We start from the raw sequence: 16,132 nt of genomic DNA, 5'->3' as shown, positions 1-16,132 counted from the left end.
TGTCATTCTCCTCGCATAGGATGGAATACTCCGCACCACGCGGCGATCGTTCTCGCGTAAATCTCCGTCAGGTGGAGCAGCGAGTCGATCTCGACATATTCGTCCGCCGCATGCGCATTGGCGCCTGAAGGCCCGATGATGACGGCCGGTGTCGGACTGTGCAAATTAAACATAAACGCGTCGCAGGCGAATGGCGCTCCCTTCACGAGAGGCTCCGACCCGCATACGCTTCTCGCTTCGTCCTCCAGGACGGAGAGCAGCGGGAAGTCCGGGGCGACCTCGGAACCCGGCAGGAAGCGGATCACCTTGCGGAATTCGGGAATGGCCGCATCGCCCCCGAACATCTCCGTATACCCGCCGATCAGCTCCTGCTGCAGCTGCTCCTCCGTCACGCCGGGGTAACATTCCACCCAGATGTCGATATCGCATCGTTCCGGACCGACGTCGCACAGCTCGGCCTGCAGATCGCCGGCCTCGGCCCGGGTCGGGATAATCGGCATCTCGGATACGGCCGCATACCACGGCGCGGGTCCGGGCTTACAGCTTCGCTCCTGCTCATGCTTCTGCAGAAAGACAAGAAACTTGCCGGCGTCGAACAACGGATTGACAAGCGTCTCTCCGCTGAACGACAGCCCCGTCTTCCCCCGGAACGTGACGCGCCACAAGGCGCCGCCGCGGGTTGCCGGACAGATCGCCAGATTGGTCGGCTCCGGAATGATCGCCGCATCGGCGTTGTAGCCCATCAGACGGCCGGCGAGCGTTCCGTTCGCACCGCCGAACTCTTCGTCCACGACGGATTCGATCGTAACGTCGCCGCCCGGCTGAATGCCGAGCTCGATCAGACACCGCACCGCCATAATCGAGGCCGCCAATCCGCCCTTCATATCGAACGAACCGAGACCGAACAGCTTGCCGTCCGACTCATACGGCTCCCAAGGCGAGCGGGACCAGCCGGGGGCGACGACCGCCGTATCCGCATGACTCGAGAACAGCAGCGAACGTCCGTCTCCTTTCCCCCTCCAGATGCCGGCGACATTGGGCCGATCCGAATAGTCCTTGCCCGGAAAATACGCCTCATGGCTTCGGAAGCCCGGCGCCTCCTCCGGCGAATATAACTCCGTTTCGAGCCCCAGACGCTCCAGCACGCCGGCGATATGCCGCTGGCACTCCTTCTCCGTCCCGTCCGTCACCCGATTCACGGTATCGTACCGGATCAGATCCGACACGAGTCCGATAACGGCGGGGCGGTTGTCCCGGACCCACCGGGAGATGCGTTGTTCCAGTTGTCGGCTGTCCAATAAAACCCTCCTTTCCCGGTACGGCTGCGGCGGGCGCGGCCGTACCGGTCTGATGCGATCATTTCTGCTTCAGCAGCTCCAGCCGTTTGCGGCGAATCTCATCGTTATGCCGGTCCGTAATCCTTCTCATCCCCTCGCCGATCGCATTCCACGCCATGTCCGGGAACGTGGCGCGGTAATCGTTCGATTCGGAGCCGCGGTAGCCCCAGACGAGAATTTTGCGTGCTCCGGCGTCGTAAGCGGCGTCGGTCGCCCAAATGATCTCTTCTTCACGGCCGGGAGGCGTAGCGTATCCTTGTATCCAGATGTTGTGATCCTTATTGTGCTTTTTGCATACGTCCAGATTGAGCTTTGTTTTTTCGTACACGAAATCGTACGGATGCACATCTTTTTGGCCGAGCCAGTACGGATCGGAGCCGATGTTCTCCAGCGTATCCAGCCCGCAGATCTGTTCGATCGAGTCGAGGTTGATGCCGTAAGAACCGCCGAGCATGACGCAGACGATGTTCTCCATTTCCTTCTTCTTGCTGTACTCCGTCACCTCGCGGAAATAGTCGACGACCGACCAGATCCGGAACTCTTCAACCTGCTCGTCGAACTGCTCCGGCATATCTTTGCCGTATTTGTCCCGGAACAACGATTTGCACCGGCTGCAGGCGCACGTGAATACTTTCGGCTTGCCGTTTTCCATCGACTTGGCCGCAAGGTGCGGCTCGTCCCAGAATATGCTTTTGCCGCCGATATCCAGCACCACATCGATCCATTCCTTCGTAAACTTGCGGAAATCCGGGCTGTTCAGGCAGGCGCGGACCGGATCGACCGAACCGTCCGAATACACTTGATGGCTGTCCGGGTAATAGGCGAGAAAATGCGATTTGTCTCCCGGAGGGCCGCCAAGGCCCCAGTTGTCGACCCAGACGTCCAGCCCGTGCCCTTCGGTGATTTGAATGATTTCCTTCATAATCCGGCGGTGGCGGTCCCAGTCGGTATGGGAGAACATGTGCACGACCAGGTTGAAGTGATTGTTTACGATGTCTCGCATATCGGTTTCTACGTGGCGCAATATCCGGTTGCCGTGGTAAGCAACGCCTTTTATCAACTTATCCGGTTGATGATGGATCATATCGGTTTGGCTCCTTTAAATTTGGATTTTGGAAAATCGGCAACCCGCCGATGCGATGCGATACGCTTCGGTGCGGTACAATGCGCCGCGATACGCCCAAACCGGCTACCTAGCGCACTTTCCCTCGGGCGCTTACGTTCCAGAACGATTCAAACTGTCCGTCGCGGGTGACGGCCACCCGGTCGGTCAAGTTCACGACGGCGCAGCAGTGAACCGGAATAAAATCGAGAATGTCTCCGATCGCCAGCCCCTGCTCCTCCGGCGCCAGCTTCAACATGCCGTGCTCTTCGGTCAGCCACTCGAGCGTGATGCCCGGACGTCCCGGCACGTAACCGCGTCCGGTTCCAAGCGGCGAGTCTTCCCCGTCGCTGGAAAATACTTTCGTACCGGCGTCGATGACGGCGCGGTCCGGAGCCGGGCGGCTGATGACGGTCGCTCGTACGGTTAGCGCGCAGCGCTCCAGCTCGTGGGCGCCCAGCTTCACCTGCATCAGGTCGCCGAACACGTAGGTGCCGGGACGCAGCTCGTTCGCCCCGGGGATCGCCGCGGCGAACGAGCTTGACGGCGTCGAGCCGACGCTGACGACGGTTACCGGATATCCGGCTTCGCGCAGTTGCTCCGCCATCCGGGCGGACGTGCCGACTTCCCGCTCGGCGGTCCGGCGGATCGCCTCGGGGTCCGGCACATCGTACGACTGGCCGGCGAACGTCAGCAGCCCTTTCAGACGAAGCCACGGATGGGAAGCGATCACGCCGGCCAGCCGGATAACGTCTTCCCCCGGATTGAGGCCGACCCGTCCGAAGCCGCTGTCGATCTCGATCAGTACGTCGACCGGGACTTCGGCCAATCGTCCGGCTTCGGCTACGGCTTCGACGCCTTCGATGCTTTCGACCGCCGCGGTAATATGCGTCATGGTCAGAAGCGCGGCAAGCCGTTTAATCTTATCCCGGCCGATAACGGGATAGGCGATCAATATATCGCTGATTCCCGCTTTTGCCAGCACCTCCGCCTCGCCGAGTTTGGCGACGGTGACGCCGATCGCTCCGGCCGCAATCTGCATACGGGCCACTTCGGGCATTTTGTGGGTTTTGGCATGGGGCCGCAGGCCGATTCCGTGATCGTCCGCAATTTGCTGCATATGACGGATGTTGCGCTCCACTTTATCCAGATCGATCATGATGCAAGGCGTGTCGTAAGTAGGTGAATTCATCGTGTATCCTCTTTCCCTATAAAACGATTTTAGCAAGTTGTTCCCGGCGGCCCGAGAACGGCCCGACGGCGTGCCATTCGCACCTGCAGCCTTCCGATTCGTCTGTAAAAACAGCGACGGAAAGTCCCGTCTCCACCGCGCCTTCCAGCTCGAAGCGGATTTCTGTACGGTGTTCCGATGCCGCTGCGGATACGATTCGCGTTCTCCGTTTGTCTTTGCAGTAAGCAGCGATCCGGTCGTAGCTTTCAAATACCGGTTTCTCCGGCCAGCGGGCGAGCCGCTCGGAGATCCCGCTGACGATCGCAAGCCATTCGTCCGGCGGGATAACGGCGATCCGCTGCTCGTGCGTCATCAGCGTTCCGAAAAACCGGCTGCCAACGCCGATCTTCAAGGCCGCGGCTCCCCGGTCCACCGCCCGGCTTACGTCGTTATGGCCGTTCTCTCCGGCGAACACGGTGCACGATCCGAGAAACTCGCCCACACCCATATGCGTATCCGGCGTTTTGTAGCCGCCGAGATGATGGGCGACCACGTTCCAGAACCGGTGATCGGGCTCCATCGGTCCGTAATTGAACCCTTGATGGCCGTACGGATACGGCTCCCAGCTGTAGCTGTTCGCCGACCAAGCGACGCCGAACGGAATGAGCCCCATCGTAAACGGCTGGTTGCGCTTGTATAAATACGGCAGAGCGTTTAATCCGAGCTCGTCGTAGTGAATGTTAACCGTACGCGACGGAGTGATGTCCCATTTCTCATAAAACGAATCGAGACGCTGAAAATGCTCCGCCAGCTCCTCGGGCTCGTATTCTTCACCGTTGTGCTTCAAGTAAATCTGATCCGGCTTGCACCGCTCCAGCTCGTCGAACGAATGGGCGCTGATCTCGGCTTTCCCTTCCCGGGATAGCCGGCTAGCCGCCTTCAAATCCTCTTCGTCCAGATCCTCCAGAAACAAGCCGAGATTCGGGATCCAGCCGTGCTCGTTCAACACCCGCACGTAATCCAGATGATCGTACGAACCGGATACGTCGTCGATTCGGCATGTGACGAACGGAGGCATCAGCAGCGCGGCAAACGGCTTGCGGGCAACCCATACGAGACTCCGCCACAACAAATCGTCCAGCCCCATCGCATGGCCGAATACGCTGCGCTGCCACAGAAGAGGCGAGAAATAAAACGCGTAGCGCTTCCCTTCGTCCACAAACACTTTCCGGACGGCTGCGGCAAGCGGACGGCCCACCCCGTCCTCGGCGATCGTCTCGAAGGAAGCCGTCTGACGGGTTACCGCCGTACCCGGTACGCTGCGGAGAAAACGGTAATGCGCGCCCGCTTCCTGCCAAGCGCTGACATAATGCGGCGAATCGCCGAACCAGATATCGTCAAACTCGGCCGGAACCGCATCCTCGATGCCGAAAAACATCCGGACGGCAGTATCCGCCCTGTGAATCGTCCCGTCCCAACTTAACGCTCCGCAGCCTTTACGTACGGCGGTTACGATTTCTTTCCATAAAACCTCGCCAAGTGTCGAAGCGATTCCGTCATGGGCCAGCACGATCGCCGCCGCATCCGTGAGCGGCTCCCGATCCGCTCCTGCTCGGGCCAGGTCGATCACTCGGTAAGGAAAGCCGAAATGGTGAACGGCAGGCAGCAAGGTCCGTTCGAACGCGGTATACTCCGCTTCCAGAGCCGTATTCACTACAAGCAGCAGGACGCGGTTGCCCGTGCTCGGATAATTGCCGGTTGCCTGCAGAACAACGTCCATACCCCTCTACCTCCAATTACGGTCTTAATAGCACTTTTGCCACCTTGCCGGGATTGCCCAGCAGTTTCTCATACCAGAAAGCCCCTTCCTCAAGCGGGGCTTCCGCCAGCCAATCCTCGGGGAAGCCGGCTTTTCCTTCGGCCAGCAGCCTCAGCGCCGTCTCAAAATTGGCCGCCGAATATGCGAAAGAGCCGAAGCCCGTTATTTCATTGCGAATCATGACATTGACCGGCAGGGGCGATTCCGCTTCGTGCAGCCCCGTAAATACAACCTTGCCTCCCGGAGCGGTCAGCTCTGCGCATTGTCGGCGCGTAATTCCCGATCCTACCGCATCGACGGCGATCTCGACCCCAAGCGCTCCCCCGGCGCGAACCTCAGCGGCAACGTCGCCTGCTTTTGGATCGATCGGCTTCGCCCCGAGCTCCTCGGCCATGTCCAGCCGCTCCCGGTGTAAATCTACCGCATAGATCGTCTCTACGCCGTATACTTGCAGCGCCTGAATGACGAACAGCCCGATCGGGCCAAGTCCGAATACGATCGCCCGGTCTCCGGGACGCGGAGCAGCCAGCTCCGCTGCGCGCACGCCGCAGGCGAGCGGTTCGGCAAGAGCCCCTTGCGTGAACGGGACATGGTCCGGCAGCGGATAGACGAACCGGGCCGGAAGCTTAACCCACTCCGCATTGCTTCCCGGCAGGGCGGCGCTGAGCAGCTTGCGGCTCGTGCACAGCTGCTGGCGTCCTGCAAGGCAATACGAGCATAATCCGCACGTTACAAGCGGATTGCCCGTAACTCTCTGTCCAGCCGAGAGCGTCGTCTGGCGCGCCGCTCGCTCTCCGATCGCTTCGATCGTACCGGCAAACTCATGGCCGAATATAAGCGGAGGCTGCCGCAGCGCATTATGCCCCAAATAGCCGCTTAGCTCGGAGCCGCATATGCCGGAATACACCACGCGGATCAGCACCTCTTCTTCGGCCGGCTCCGGACGCTCGGCTTCGCGGATATGCATCTGCTTCGGACCTTCATAGATCAATGCTTTCAACGGGGTCGCCCTCCTTTCCCGGTATCGTTTATACGCCCAATGACAACAGGCCGCTTTTGCCGGCCTCGTATCCAAGCATCAGCTCGCCGATCCGTTTGGCGTCGGCGGGAAGCAGCGGCAGCCTTGTCTCCGCGCTGGAGAACAGGCCAAGCTTATGGAACAACGCCTTCGTCGTCGGGATTTCGTCGCCGGGACCGAACATATGGATGAAGGGCAGCAGCGTCCGGGAGAAGATCCGGTAGCTTTCCGTCCGGTCTCCGGAACGGTACGCCTTCCAGCTGTCGCGGAACGCTTCGGGAAAGATGATCGGCGCTATAATCATGCTACCGTCCACTCCCGCCTCGAACGAGCGGAAGCAGATGATATCGTCCCCGCCGAATACGGTCAGGTCGGAATGCGCTTTCAGCTCGCGCACTTTCCCCAAGTTGTGATCGGTCATCTTGATCGCCGTAATAAACGGAACGTCCTCGGCCAGCTGCAGCAAATCTCCGGTCGAAAACAGCGTTTTGGTCGTTACCGGATTGTCGTAGAACACCAGCTCCAGACCGGTGCCTTCCGCCAGGGCGGTCATATATTCCGCCACCATCTTCAAGGAATTCGGAAAATAATACGGACTCGGGGCGAGGGCCGCCCGCACTCCGCAATCGGCGGCCGCTTTGCCAAGCTCGATCGCTTCTTTCAGATTCGTGTGGCCGAGTCCGACCACGAGCTCTTTGCCGGCCGGCATCCGCTCGGACAAATACCGGACGATCTCGATCCGCTCCTGCGCGGTCAGCGCAGGGGCTTCTCCCGTGCTGCCGCAGGCGACATAACCGTCCACCGAGTCCAGCGTGTAAGCCAAAAGCCGGTCGAACGCGGCATAATCGACCTCACCGTTCAGAAAAGGTGTCGGTATGACCGGAATATTCCCTTGAAGCGCCATGGATATCTCTCCATCCCCGTTATTATGGTTGCCCTTGTACTATAACTGCACCTTCGGAATTCGGATTCCGCTACAGCATTTTCGTAATTTTTTCGGACATCGGCATATTTTTACGGAAGTTCGGCATCTCCGCAGGACGGCCGCCGTTCATGACCGACAGCTCCGACAACAGGCCGACCGCCGTCCACTCGCACGCTTCGTATACGTCTACAGGCGGGCGGCCGCCCATACGTACCGAATCGACGAAATCGTGGATGAGGAAAAAGTCCGAGCCCCGGTGTCCGGCGTTTTTCTGCTCGTCGGTCGCCGTCTTGTACCGCTCCGGCAGCAGGTCCGCATACATATGGAGCGGCCGCCATTTCGCACTGTCCGTATCCGGGTCCATATGGTTCAGCCACAGCTTGTGATCGTCGCCCATCCCTCTCGGCGCCTCGTAGCAGCCCTTCGTACCCTGCAGCGAATAATAGGCCGGGTTATGCGGCCGCTCCGAGATGCAGTCGACCCGTAGCTTCAGCAGCTTGCCGCTTTCGAGCTGGCACAGCGTAACCGCCGTATCCTCCTGGCGGAATTGCGGCGCCGTATGCCAGCCGGTACCGCATGTGATGACCGAACGGATCCGGTCGCCTTCGAACCATTTCATCAACGGACCGATGCTGTGGGTCGGATAAAAGGAACCTCTTCGGCCGTACTGCCAAAACGATCTCCAGTTCGGCGTGCCATCCGGGTACAGCGTTCTTTTCTTTAGCTCGTGGATGTATTCGCCTTCGCCGTAATAGATATCGCCGAACATCCCCCGGCGAATCATTTCGCCGATGATGCGGTTTTCCGGCAAATAACAGTTGTTTTCAGCCATCATATAGGTGCGGCCGCTCTTCTCCACCGTCTCGATGAGCCACCACAGCTCCTCCATGGACACGCCCGCCGTCACCTCGCACAAGACGTGCTTGCCCGCATACAGCGCCTCGATCGACTGGCGGACATGGTGCTGCATCGGCGTGGAGATGACGACCGCATCGATATCGGATTGAATCATATCCTCAAATAATCGGTACTTGTTCGTGATTCCGTACTTCTCGGCGGTCGCGTTCAGCAAATCTTCGTTGAGATCGCAAAAAGCGGTGACCTCCACATCCGGGATCGAGCGAAATCCCATCAACGCGCTCAATCCACGTACCCCTGCGATCCCTACTTTGATCGTCATGGACAATCCTCCTGCCGCTCTTGTATGAGTCCGACTTCAACGCAGCCGACCTGCTTACGGCTGGGCAAGACGGCTCGCCGTCGGAATGAACTGATACCAGTAACAATCGAGTAATCCTTCCACGCCTTGGAACAACAGCCGTGTTTCTTCAAGCTCCTCCAGCTTGGCGACTTTGCCGGATACATAGTCCGCGATCCGCTTCGCCGAAGTTTCCAGCGCGAGGATCAGCCCGCCATAGCGGAAATCGAGCACTTCCCAGCCGAACGCCTTGTTGACCTCGAACCAGCGGTCGCGGTGGCTTGCCTGCAGCTCGCGCACTTTGCCGATCAGATCGGGCAGGACGACGTTCGCGTAATCGTTAAGCTTCATTTTGTCCCCGGCGAGGTAAGCTTTCGTCAGGTTTACTCCCAGCTCCGCCTTCACCGACAGTACGGCGCACAGCTTCTGGAGAATATCGAAGATCGGCCGGTATTCGCCGCTTCGTTCTTTGATCGCCGCAAACTTTTTCTCCAGCCCGGCATAATAGCTGTCGAACTCCCGTCCGTTCAAGTTGGCGTCGAACAGCCCCATCATCGGCTGCTGCCACAGCATCACACGCGACGGGTTGGCCGTCTCCAGATTGTCCTTGCCGATTCCCGGCGCTTCGTCCACCCAGCGGATGTCCATGAAGTCGTCATACTGGCCGCCGGTACAGAAAGCAAACCGCTTGCGCAGCTTCTCTTCGGACAATTCGTCCGCATAACCGTGCTCGGCGAACAGCTGAAGGCCGAGAATCGCCGAAAACCAGTCGCATTCCGTTCCGTCGTCGCCCCACAACGTGGCGATAATCTCGGTAATGCCTTCCTTCTTGCACGCATTCAGCGCCGCGTTCGTCGACTTCATGGTCGCGCCGTAGTTGAGGACGAAGCCTCTCCAGTTCCAGATGCCGCCTGCGAATACGGGGGTGGAGCCGAACGATTTGTGGCGCCGGATCCAATCGACATAAAACTCTTCGTCGTAATGGTAGTAGTCCCAATAGACGAACTGTACGTCCTTCGGCATCGCGTCGATCGTAGATTGCGGAATAACGCATTCTTTGTCGTAATAAGCGCCCGTCTTGGAGCCGGCACGGAAATACATGTCGCTCCACATCATCGGCTCCAGGCCGAGGCGGCGGGTAATCTCCAGGACACGGTACAGATGCTCGTTCATAATTTCGAATTTCGAGCGGTAGCCGTTTTTGGCCAAGTAATGCCCCTGACCGAGCTTCCACGCTTCGTCCATCCCGATATGAATCCGTTTCGTACGGACGGGAGCCGCGGCCGCCTTGATCATTTGCTCGATAAACTCATACGTTTTCGGCTCGCCGACCAGCATCGTTTCTTCATCGTCGCGAATATCGGCGAACGTATTCCATTTCAGCACGTCTTTCAAATGACTGAGCGTCTGTATGCAAGGAATCATCTCGATGCCGAACATATCAGCGTAATCGTCCAGCTCGCGAATTTCGTCCTGCGAGTACCGGCCTCTCATGTAGCCGAAGTAAGGCTGCTCCTTCACGTCGTAGCTGTCTTCCGCATACAGCATGAACATATCGAGCCCCATTACAGCCATCATCCGGATAAACCGTTTGACCGTCTCGGTTTTCATCACCGAATTGCCCTGGGACACGTCGAACATCGGCCCGTTCATCGAGAATTGGGGGCGTTCGCGGATCGTAAACATCTCCCGTCCGTCTTGCAGCGCTTCCACCAGCAAACCTGCCGCCCGGAAAAAGTGAATTTTGCGCGTATAAGAGATGGTAATCCCGTCCTGGTCCTTGTGTACGATAAGTTCCGGACCTTCGTGACGCTTTACATGAACGGACAAACCGTCCGCTCCGCTGCGGAATCCGAGCTCCCCTGCCAATATATCGATTCCTTGCTGTAAATCTGCGATATCCCCATGAAAATAAAGCTGCATAAACGTACTCCTCTCCTTATATGAGCGTTGCCGAATGATTAGTTGTCTTATTTTCCGACCGACAGCGTCTCGCGGTGCGTCCCGTTAAACGGCAGGATCTCCCGCCATACGGGCTCCAGCGTCTCGTCCGCGTAGACGGCTATTTTCGTCTCGCCTGCGCTCGCCCCCTCGAAACGGACCTCCAGCCCCCCGTCGACGCAAGCCGCATCGACCAGCCGGCTCTCATGAAGATCGCGCATGTAGGCCATAGCATCATCCAGCGTCGTATGAATGACGCCTCTTGCAGCGAACGTATCCGTTATCGCTTCCATGATCGCTTTCCAGTGGTCAGGTTTGATATACTGGATGTAACCGGATTCGTGAGTGAACAGCTGCGCCAGCACCTGGGCGTCAAGCGCCCGGGATATTTGGTTGATGCCGTGCTGGATCGTATCGTCCACCTTATTGTTAGGCGCCCATTCGTATCCGTTATCGTCGCGGATTTCCGTAATGCTGGCGAATAGCGATTTCCGGTACATTCCCTCTTTGGCCGGGTACCAGTCGGCATAAAACACCGGTGTAGTCTGTGTCGGAGGCGTCGTTTTTTTGTAATACGGTCCGCCGAACGTCATCGTACCCGGGTATGGGGTGTTCTCCGGATTCATCGAGCAGATAAATTCGCAGCCCCAGCGCGCCAGATGGGGCATGTAGCCTTCCGACAGCTCGTAATAATGCGGAACGAACACTTTGGACATCGGAATATCCGGATGTTTGGCATACCATGCCTCTACGCGCCGGACCCGATCGAGCACCTCGGATTCCGTATACGGCTCGCATGCGGCCGCCTCCGACCAATAGCCCTGATCCGGATATTTCGGGGTATGGCGGAAATAACCGAAATCCCAGTAAGAGAATGCGTGCGGACATGCCGTCACTTGGTTCTGACGCAGCATCGGCCGAAGCTCGTCAAGCACATCCGGAGTCAGATCGTCCAGGAACAAGCCGACCCATGGCTTCCAGCCGAGCTCGACGCAATCGCGGAGCCAGTACAGGCCGGTAGCTCCGCCTTTGAGCTGTCCGAACCCGGATACGTCGTCGATTCGCATCGTCAGAAACGGCGGCAGACTTCGCGTTACGAACGGCTTGCGGGCCGCCCATACGATCGACCGCCACAGCAGATCGTCCAACCCGTACAGCGGACCGAGGACATCGTGCCTTCCCCATTCCAGCGTCGACCATATAGCAACGCGCCCTTGACCGTCCGCTTGGACGACGCTGAGCAGCGGTCCCGGGCCGAGCGTGACGAGCGGCGCTGCGGAGCTGGAGATCGCCGGGGTGATTTCTTTATTCAGATGGTAATGCCTGCGCCTTTCTCCTTGGCGGTGAAGCCGGCTGATCGGATGATCCGCATCGCGGATCGCCACGAATGTCGACGCTTGGCTTCCGGCATAGCTGTGCGCCCATGGTGCGATCTGTTCGCCGAAACTGACAAGCCCGGTTCCTGCTTCGACAGCCCGGACGACCGCGGAAGCCAACTCGGTTTGACCGGACAAGCAGCCCGGATGGGCGAGAATGATCAGGGGCCACTGCGACAATTCGGCTCCGGAGAACGGTCCGGCGGCCTGCTCAAGTAATTCAAAGGATATTCCCATTTGGTTCAAATAAGGCTCCAGCACATCGGAGAAAATCGAATGGCGTTCGTTTCTAGGATCCGCGATTACAAGCGGAAGAGCGCGAAGGCCGTCTGCTGCGTTGCTCAAGTCGCCACCCCTTCTGTACAGTTCGCTGCCAGCGGCGTTTCCGAAGCTTCGGGTGTCCTGCCCCGGAACTGGCGGCCACTGTATGATCATCAAGCATAAAGCTCTATATCAATAACAATAGCAAGGATCAGAAAGGGAGGGTAGGCAATCGGTGACCAAGTTCTTGGACTATGTGATCAGTCCGCTGCCCATTCGCATTATCGATTTGAAGGTCGACCGCTCCAAGCTGAAAATAAAAGGATTAACCCCGATCCAGTTCGGGCATCTGCCCGGAAGAATCTTGATGCGCAGAGGGGCGAAACCGGAAAGCTGGGCGCTGACTTATATCGTAAAGGGACGCGGAACGTTTCAGGTGGGGGACGGACCTGTCCAGCGGCTGGAAGCAGGCTGCCTGTTCTGGGAGCACCCGGACGATGTGTTTCATTACGGGCCGGATCCCGGGGAAGACTGGGACGAGTATTATGTGTACTTCGAGGGCAGCCGCGTTCAGGAATGGCTGGAGAACAGCCTGCTGCAGGATACGGATACGGTGTTTCGGATCGGGATGGACAGCAAATGGGTTCGCAAAATCGAAACGATCGGCGACTATATGGAAAGCGGTCTGGCCGACAATGCCGACCGGGCGGCGCTGCTGCTCGAGTCGCTTATCTACGATTTTTGTTTGGCGAACGAAAGCAGGAAAACGAACGACCGACCCAGCCGCAAGCCGGAATTTACGCTGCAAATACTGGAGGATATCGCAAGCAGCCTGTATCAGACCTGGGACGAGCGTCAAATCTGGGAACGCAATCATATTTCACGCTCCACGCTTCGCCGCATCGTCTACCAGAATACCGGCTACTCGCTGAACGAGTACGTGAACCGGCTAAAAATATCCGAAGCGAAAAAGCTGCTGCGGATGACCAGTATGCAGATCAAGGAAATATCCAAAAAGCTCGGCTTCGAGGACGCCGCCTACTTCTCCCGCCTCTTCCGTAAATTTGCCGGCATGTCGGCTGCGGAGTTTCGCGCGAAGCATCACGATGCAGGCTGATGCCGGGGCCAGCCTGCTTCTGCGTAGGATGCAGCTCCCGGCGTGTCCACACCGCTCCAAACCTGCTGCCTAAAAGGAAAAACCGTCCGGTAAAGACGCCCGGACGATCACTTGACGTGGAGACCCGCACGCTGGTGCGTGGGAGGATTGGGTACCTCCCGCGCTTCAGGTGCGCCATTGATGAGTTTTTTTGCGGGAAAAAACCCCACTCCAGATGAAGCCCGTTCCCCCTCATTCCGCGATCCGATCATGTTTAGCTCGCTGAAACGAAATACGTACGAGTTGGATAACAAAATAGGAGTCTTTGGCACCCTTTATTTTCGGCATATTGATCTACCAGAGATCAATAGAGGCGTTTTGCACCCCTTATTTCACCCCACTCGTCGCGTTTGCCCCCTTTTCGCCGATTTTAACAGCTTCAAACCGCTCTTATTTCCCTGTGCAAGCGGGTTTTGGAAAAAATAACGGCTGCAAACCGCTCTTATTTGGTTCCCTCCGTGCTTGAGGCAGAACAGAAGGTCCAAGTCATCCACGCTGAATGTCATGCGATACCCGCTGACTCGACGAGGGAACCGGTCACTCTTCTACATACCCCGGTGAAGAATGTAGACACTATGCCTATCGACAATAAACACCCGCCTCCATCCCGGAAGCGGGTGTTTTACGTCTTGCCTCGGCAAATTTTATTTCAAAATCTCGAATCCGCCGATCAAAGGAAGCGGCTTGCGCTGGCCGTTCGCCGCGTTGATGATGCCGAGAATAAGAAGTACGAATACCGCCAAATTGCCGAGCGGCCCGATGATCCACCAGCCGATAAACGGAATGACTGTGCTGATAATGTTAATGCCTACCGCGGTGATTAACAGCAGCAGCCCCTGATTGGCATGGTACATCGCGAATTTGGAATCTTTGGCCGTCAGAAGCGGGATGAAGAAAATGATGTACGCCAAAATCGCAATCCCTTTGTTCTTGTCAATATCCGACTGGTCACCGTTAGAAAACGTACTCAACACGATCATTCCTCTCTAATTGTAAGATGCAGCTATTAAGATTTGCCGGCTACCCTCTATACGTTCTGCGCTTGCTCCAGAGCGCACAGCGGAGCTGCACGCTCTGGCAACGGCTGCTCACCTTCCTTCCGCTTGCCTCTCCATCAATGCCGGTCGTGTGAATGCTTCGAAGTCGAGCGAGATTCACAACTTGATGGCTCCTTGATACGTGTATGACTTATTATTTGGCGTTTATTCCCTCATTTCCTTCTTTTGCGACAGCGATTTGTATTATTTTTTTTGCATCGATCCGCTTTTATCGACAAAACCGGCACGTTCACGTACAACAAAAGCTGCCGGGTCGTCCGGCAGCCTTCTGCTCGTGTGCGCAAGCGATCGTTCGAACTCCGTCCTTCAACTGCCGATCACAATCCCTACTTTCCCTTCGCTCACCTCCACTTTATAAGTCCGGGCCCGGACCTTCCCGCTTATAAGCGATTTGCCCGTCTTGATGTCGAATTCCCAGCCGTGCCACGGACAGCGGACAATCTCTCCGCCCCGGCCGTATTCGTACTTGTACACGTCCGACGGCAGCGTCGTCCCGCATACGACTCCTTTGCAGAGAGGGGCTCCCTGGTGCGGGCAATAGTTGTGAAGTGCATAAAACTGCCCGCCGATCCGGTACACGCCGATCTCCCGCCCTTCGATGCTAACGATCGTTCGTCCGCCATCCTCCAGATCGTCCGCCTCCAACACGTAATGTACCGCCATGCTCCCTTCCGCCCTCCTTTCGGCTTCCGGTTTCCTGCCCCCGGCCGGTTACAGCCTATACAGCTTCCTGGCGTTCTCGTAAAAGATTTTGCGCTTCGCCTCCGGGCTCAGCCGCTTCAAAATTTCCGTAGGCGCGTCGAAATCCCAATGCGGGTAATCACTCGCATACAAGATGATATTCTCCGCATCGATCATATTGAACAGATCGATCAAATGCTGCGGATTGTCGGGCTCCTCGATCGGCTGCGTCGAGATGAAGACGTGCTCGCGGATGTACTCGCTCGGCAGCTTCGTCAGCCATGGCACCTGGGAGCGGAGCGCCTTGTAGTTTTTGTCCAGCCGCCACATCAGTCCGGGCAGCCAGGCGATACCGCCTTCGATCAGCACCACCTTCAGGTTCGGATATTTGACGAAGACGCCTTCGCATACCATGCTGACCAGATGGGTCATGAACGTCTGCGACAAGCACGTATGCCACTCGATATACCGTGAAGGATAACCGGCTGCCGTCGGCGCGGTCGTGCTGCCTGCCCCTTCCGCTCCCGGATGAAGGGCGAGCGGCAGGCCGTTTCGCTCCGCCGCCTCGTAGATCGGGTGATAAAACCGCTGGCCGAGCGGCATGCGCGCCGCGCTGGAGATAATCACCTCGACGATATCCGGATGACCGGCAAGCCGGTCGATTTCCCGGGCCGCAAGCACCGGGTCCAGCGTCGATACGGCCATCGCCCCTTTAAACGCCTTGCTTTTGCCGAGCCACTCCGCGATCAGAAAATCGTTGTAAGCCGAGCAGATCGCCGCCGCGAAGTCGGCGTCGTGGGTTGCCGCGATATTGTATATAACTCCGGTCAGAATCGCGTACTCCATGTCATAACGCTCGATCAGCTGCTTGATCATGTGATCCGGGTCGGAGCCCGCCTTGCCGCCTCCCGGGGGAACCGCATCCCGGCGCAACACGCCGACCGGCGAATGGTAGCCGGAACCGACGGAGCCGATGCCCCCGGCCGCCACCCGGCTTTTCCACGGCTCGGTCAAATACGGGACTAACGCCGAATCGTTCTGTTCATTGTGGACGTCGACGTCGATGACCTTGAAGCTTTCCGTCATTCG

At 57.8% G+C, this 16,132-nt stretch carries 13 protein-coding genes; 1 reads left to right on the top strand and 12 read right to left on the bottom strand.

Annotated features, from left to right (window positions below):
* Positions 1 to 2 precede the first annotated feature (2 nt).
* The 9 genes from IDH45_RS18265 to IDH45_RS18225 form a co-directional block, all read right to left on the bottom strand.
* Complete coding sequence (locus IDH45_RS18265) at positions 3 to 1,298, bottom strand: M20 family metallopeptidase (protein ID WP_190929566.1); 1,296 nt, start codon at positions 1,296 to 1,298, stop codon at positions 3 to 5.
* Positions 1,299 to 1,356: 58 nt separating this feature from the next.
* Positions 1,357 to 2,421 (bottom strand): hypothetical protein, encoded by a 1,065-nt coding sequence (locus IDH45_RS18260; protein WP_190929565.1) that lies wholly within the window; start codon positions 2,419 to 2,421, stop codon positions 1,357 to 1,359.
* A 109-nt stretch (positions 2,422 to 2,530) separates the two neighbouring features.
* Positions 2,531 to 3,631: an alanine racemase gene (locus tag IDH45_RS18255; RefSeq protein ID WP_190929564.1), complete on the bottom strand. Its 1,101-nt coding sequence runs from the start codon at positions 3,629 to 3,631 to the stop codon at positions 2,531 to 2,533.
* 16 nt (positions 3,632 to 3,647) lie between these two features.
* Positions 3,648 to 5,390 (bottom strand): hypothetical protein, encoded by a 1,743-nt coding sequence (locus tag IDH45_RS18250; RefSeq protein ID WP_190929563.1) that lies wholly within the window; start codon positions 5,388 to 5,390, stop codon positions 3,648 to 3,650.
* A gap of 16 nt (positions 5,391 to 5,406) precedes the next feature.
* Positions 5,407 to 6,429, bottom strand: coding sequence for a zinc-binding dehydrogenase (locus IDH45_RS18245; RefSeq protein ID WP_190929562.1), 1,023 nt, complete (start codon positions 6,427 to 6,429; stop codon positions 5,407 to 5,409).
* A gap of 28 nt (positions 6,430 to 6,457) precedes the next feature.
* Entirely contained in the window at positions 6,458 to 7,351 is an 894-nt protein-coding gene (locus IDH45_RS18240) for a dihydrodipicolinate synthase family protein (protein WP_190929561.1), read from the bottom strand.
* Positions 7,352 to 7,421: 70 nt separating this feature from the next.
* Positions 7,422 to 8,552: a Gfo/Idh/MocA family protein gene (locus IDH45_RS18235; protein ID WP_190929560.1), complete on the bottom strand. Its 1,131-nt coding sequence runs from the start codon at positions 8,550 to 8,552 to the stop codon at positions 7,422 to 7,424.
* A 54-nt stretch (positions 8,553 to 8,606) separates the two neighbouring features.
* Positions 8,607 to 10,493 (bottom strand): beta-N-acetylhexosaminidase, encoded by a 1,887-nt coding sequence (locus tag IDH45_RS18230; protein WP_190929559.1) that lies wholly within the window; start codon positions 10,491 to 10,493, stop codon positions 8,607 to 8,609.
* A 47-nt stretch (positions 10,494 to 10,540) separates the two neighbouring features.
* Positions 10,541 to 12,232, bottom strand: coding sequence for a hypothetical protein (locus tag IDH45_RS18225; protein WP_190929558.1), 1,692 nt, complete (start codon positions 12,230 to 12,232; stop codon positions 10,541 to 10,543).
* Between the two features lie 151 nt (positions 12,233 to 12,383).
* Here IDH45_RS18225 and IDH45_RS18220 point away from each other — a divergent pair, with 151 nt between their 5' ends.
* Positions 12,384 to 13,265 carry an AraC family transcriptional regulator gene (locus tag IDH45_RS18220; RefSeq protein ID WP_190929557.1) on the top strand — a complete coding sequence of 294 codons (882 nt, stop codon included), beginning with the start codon at positions 12,384 to 12,386 and terminating at the stop codon, positions 13,263 to 13,265.
* 683 nt (positions 13,266 to 13,948) lie between these two features.
* On the opposite strand, the gene IDH45_RS18215 is transcribed toward IDH45_RS18220, so the two are convergent.
* From IDH45_RS18215 to IDH45_RS18205, 3 genes are all read right to left on the bottom strand, one after another.
* Positions 13,949 to 14,278 carry a DUF4870 domain-containing protein gene (locus IDH45_RS18215; RefSeq protein WP_317891232.1) on the bottom strand — a complete coding sequence of 110 codons (330 nt, stop codon included), beginning with the start codon at positions 14,276 to 14,278 and terminating at the stop codon, positions 13,949 to 13,951.
* Positions 14,279 to 14,668: 390 nt separating this feature from the next.
* Positions 14,669 to 15,025, bottom strand: coding sequence for a Rieske (2Fe-2S) protein (locus IDH45_RS18210; protein ID WP_190929555.1), 357 nt, complete (start codon positions 15,023 to 15,025; stop codon positions 14,669 to 14,671).
* 48 nt (positions 15,026 to 15,073) lie between these two features.
* Positions 15,074 to 16,129 carry an amidohydrolase family protein gene (locus tag IDH45_RS18205; RefSeq protein WP_190929554.1) on the bottom strand — a complete coding sequence of 352 codons (1,056 nt, stop codon included), beginning with the start codon at positions 16,127 to 16,129 and terminating at the stop codon, positions 15,074 to 15,076.
* Between the last annotated feature and the right edge of the window lie 3 nt (positions 16,130 to 16,132).

The sequence above is a fragment of the Paenibacillus oceani genome, from assembly GCF_014705615.1.
In the GTDB taxonomy this organism is placed as follows: Bacteria; Bacillota; Bacilli; order Paenibacillales; family NBRC-103111; genus Paenibacillus_AB; species Paenibacillus_AB oceani.
Note: the sequence above shows the minus strand (reverse complement) of the source record. Positions and strands in the feature narration are given on the sequence as shown.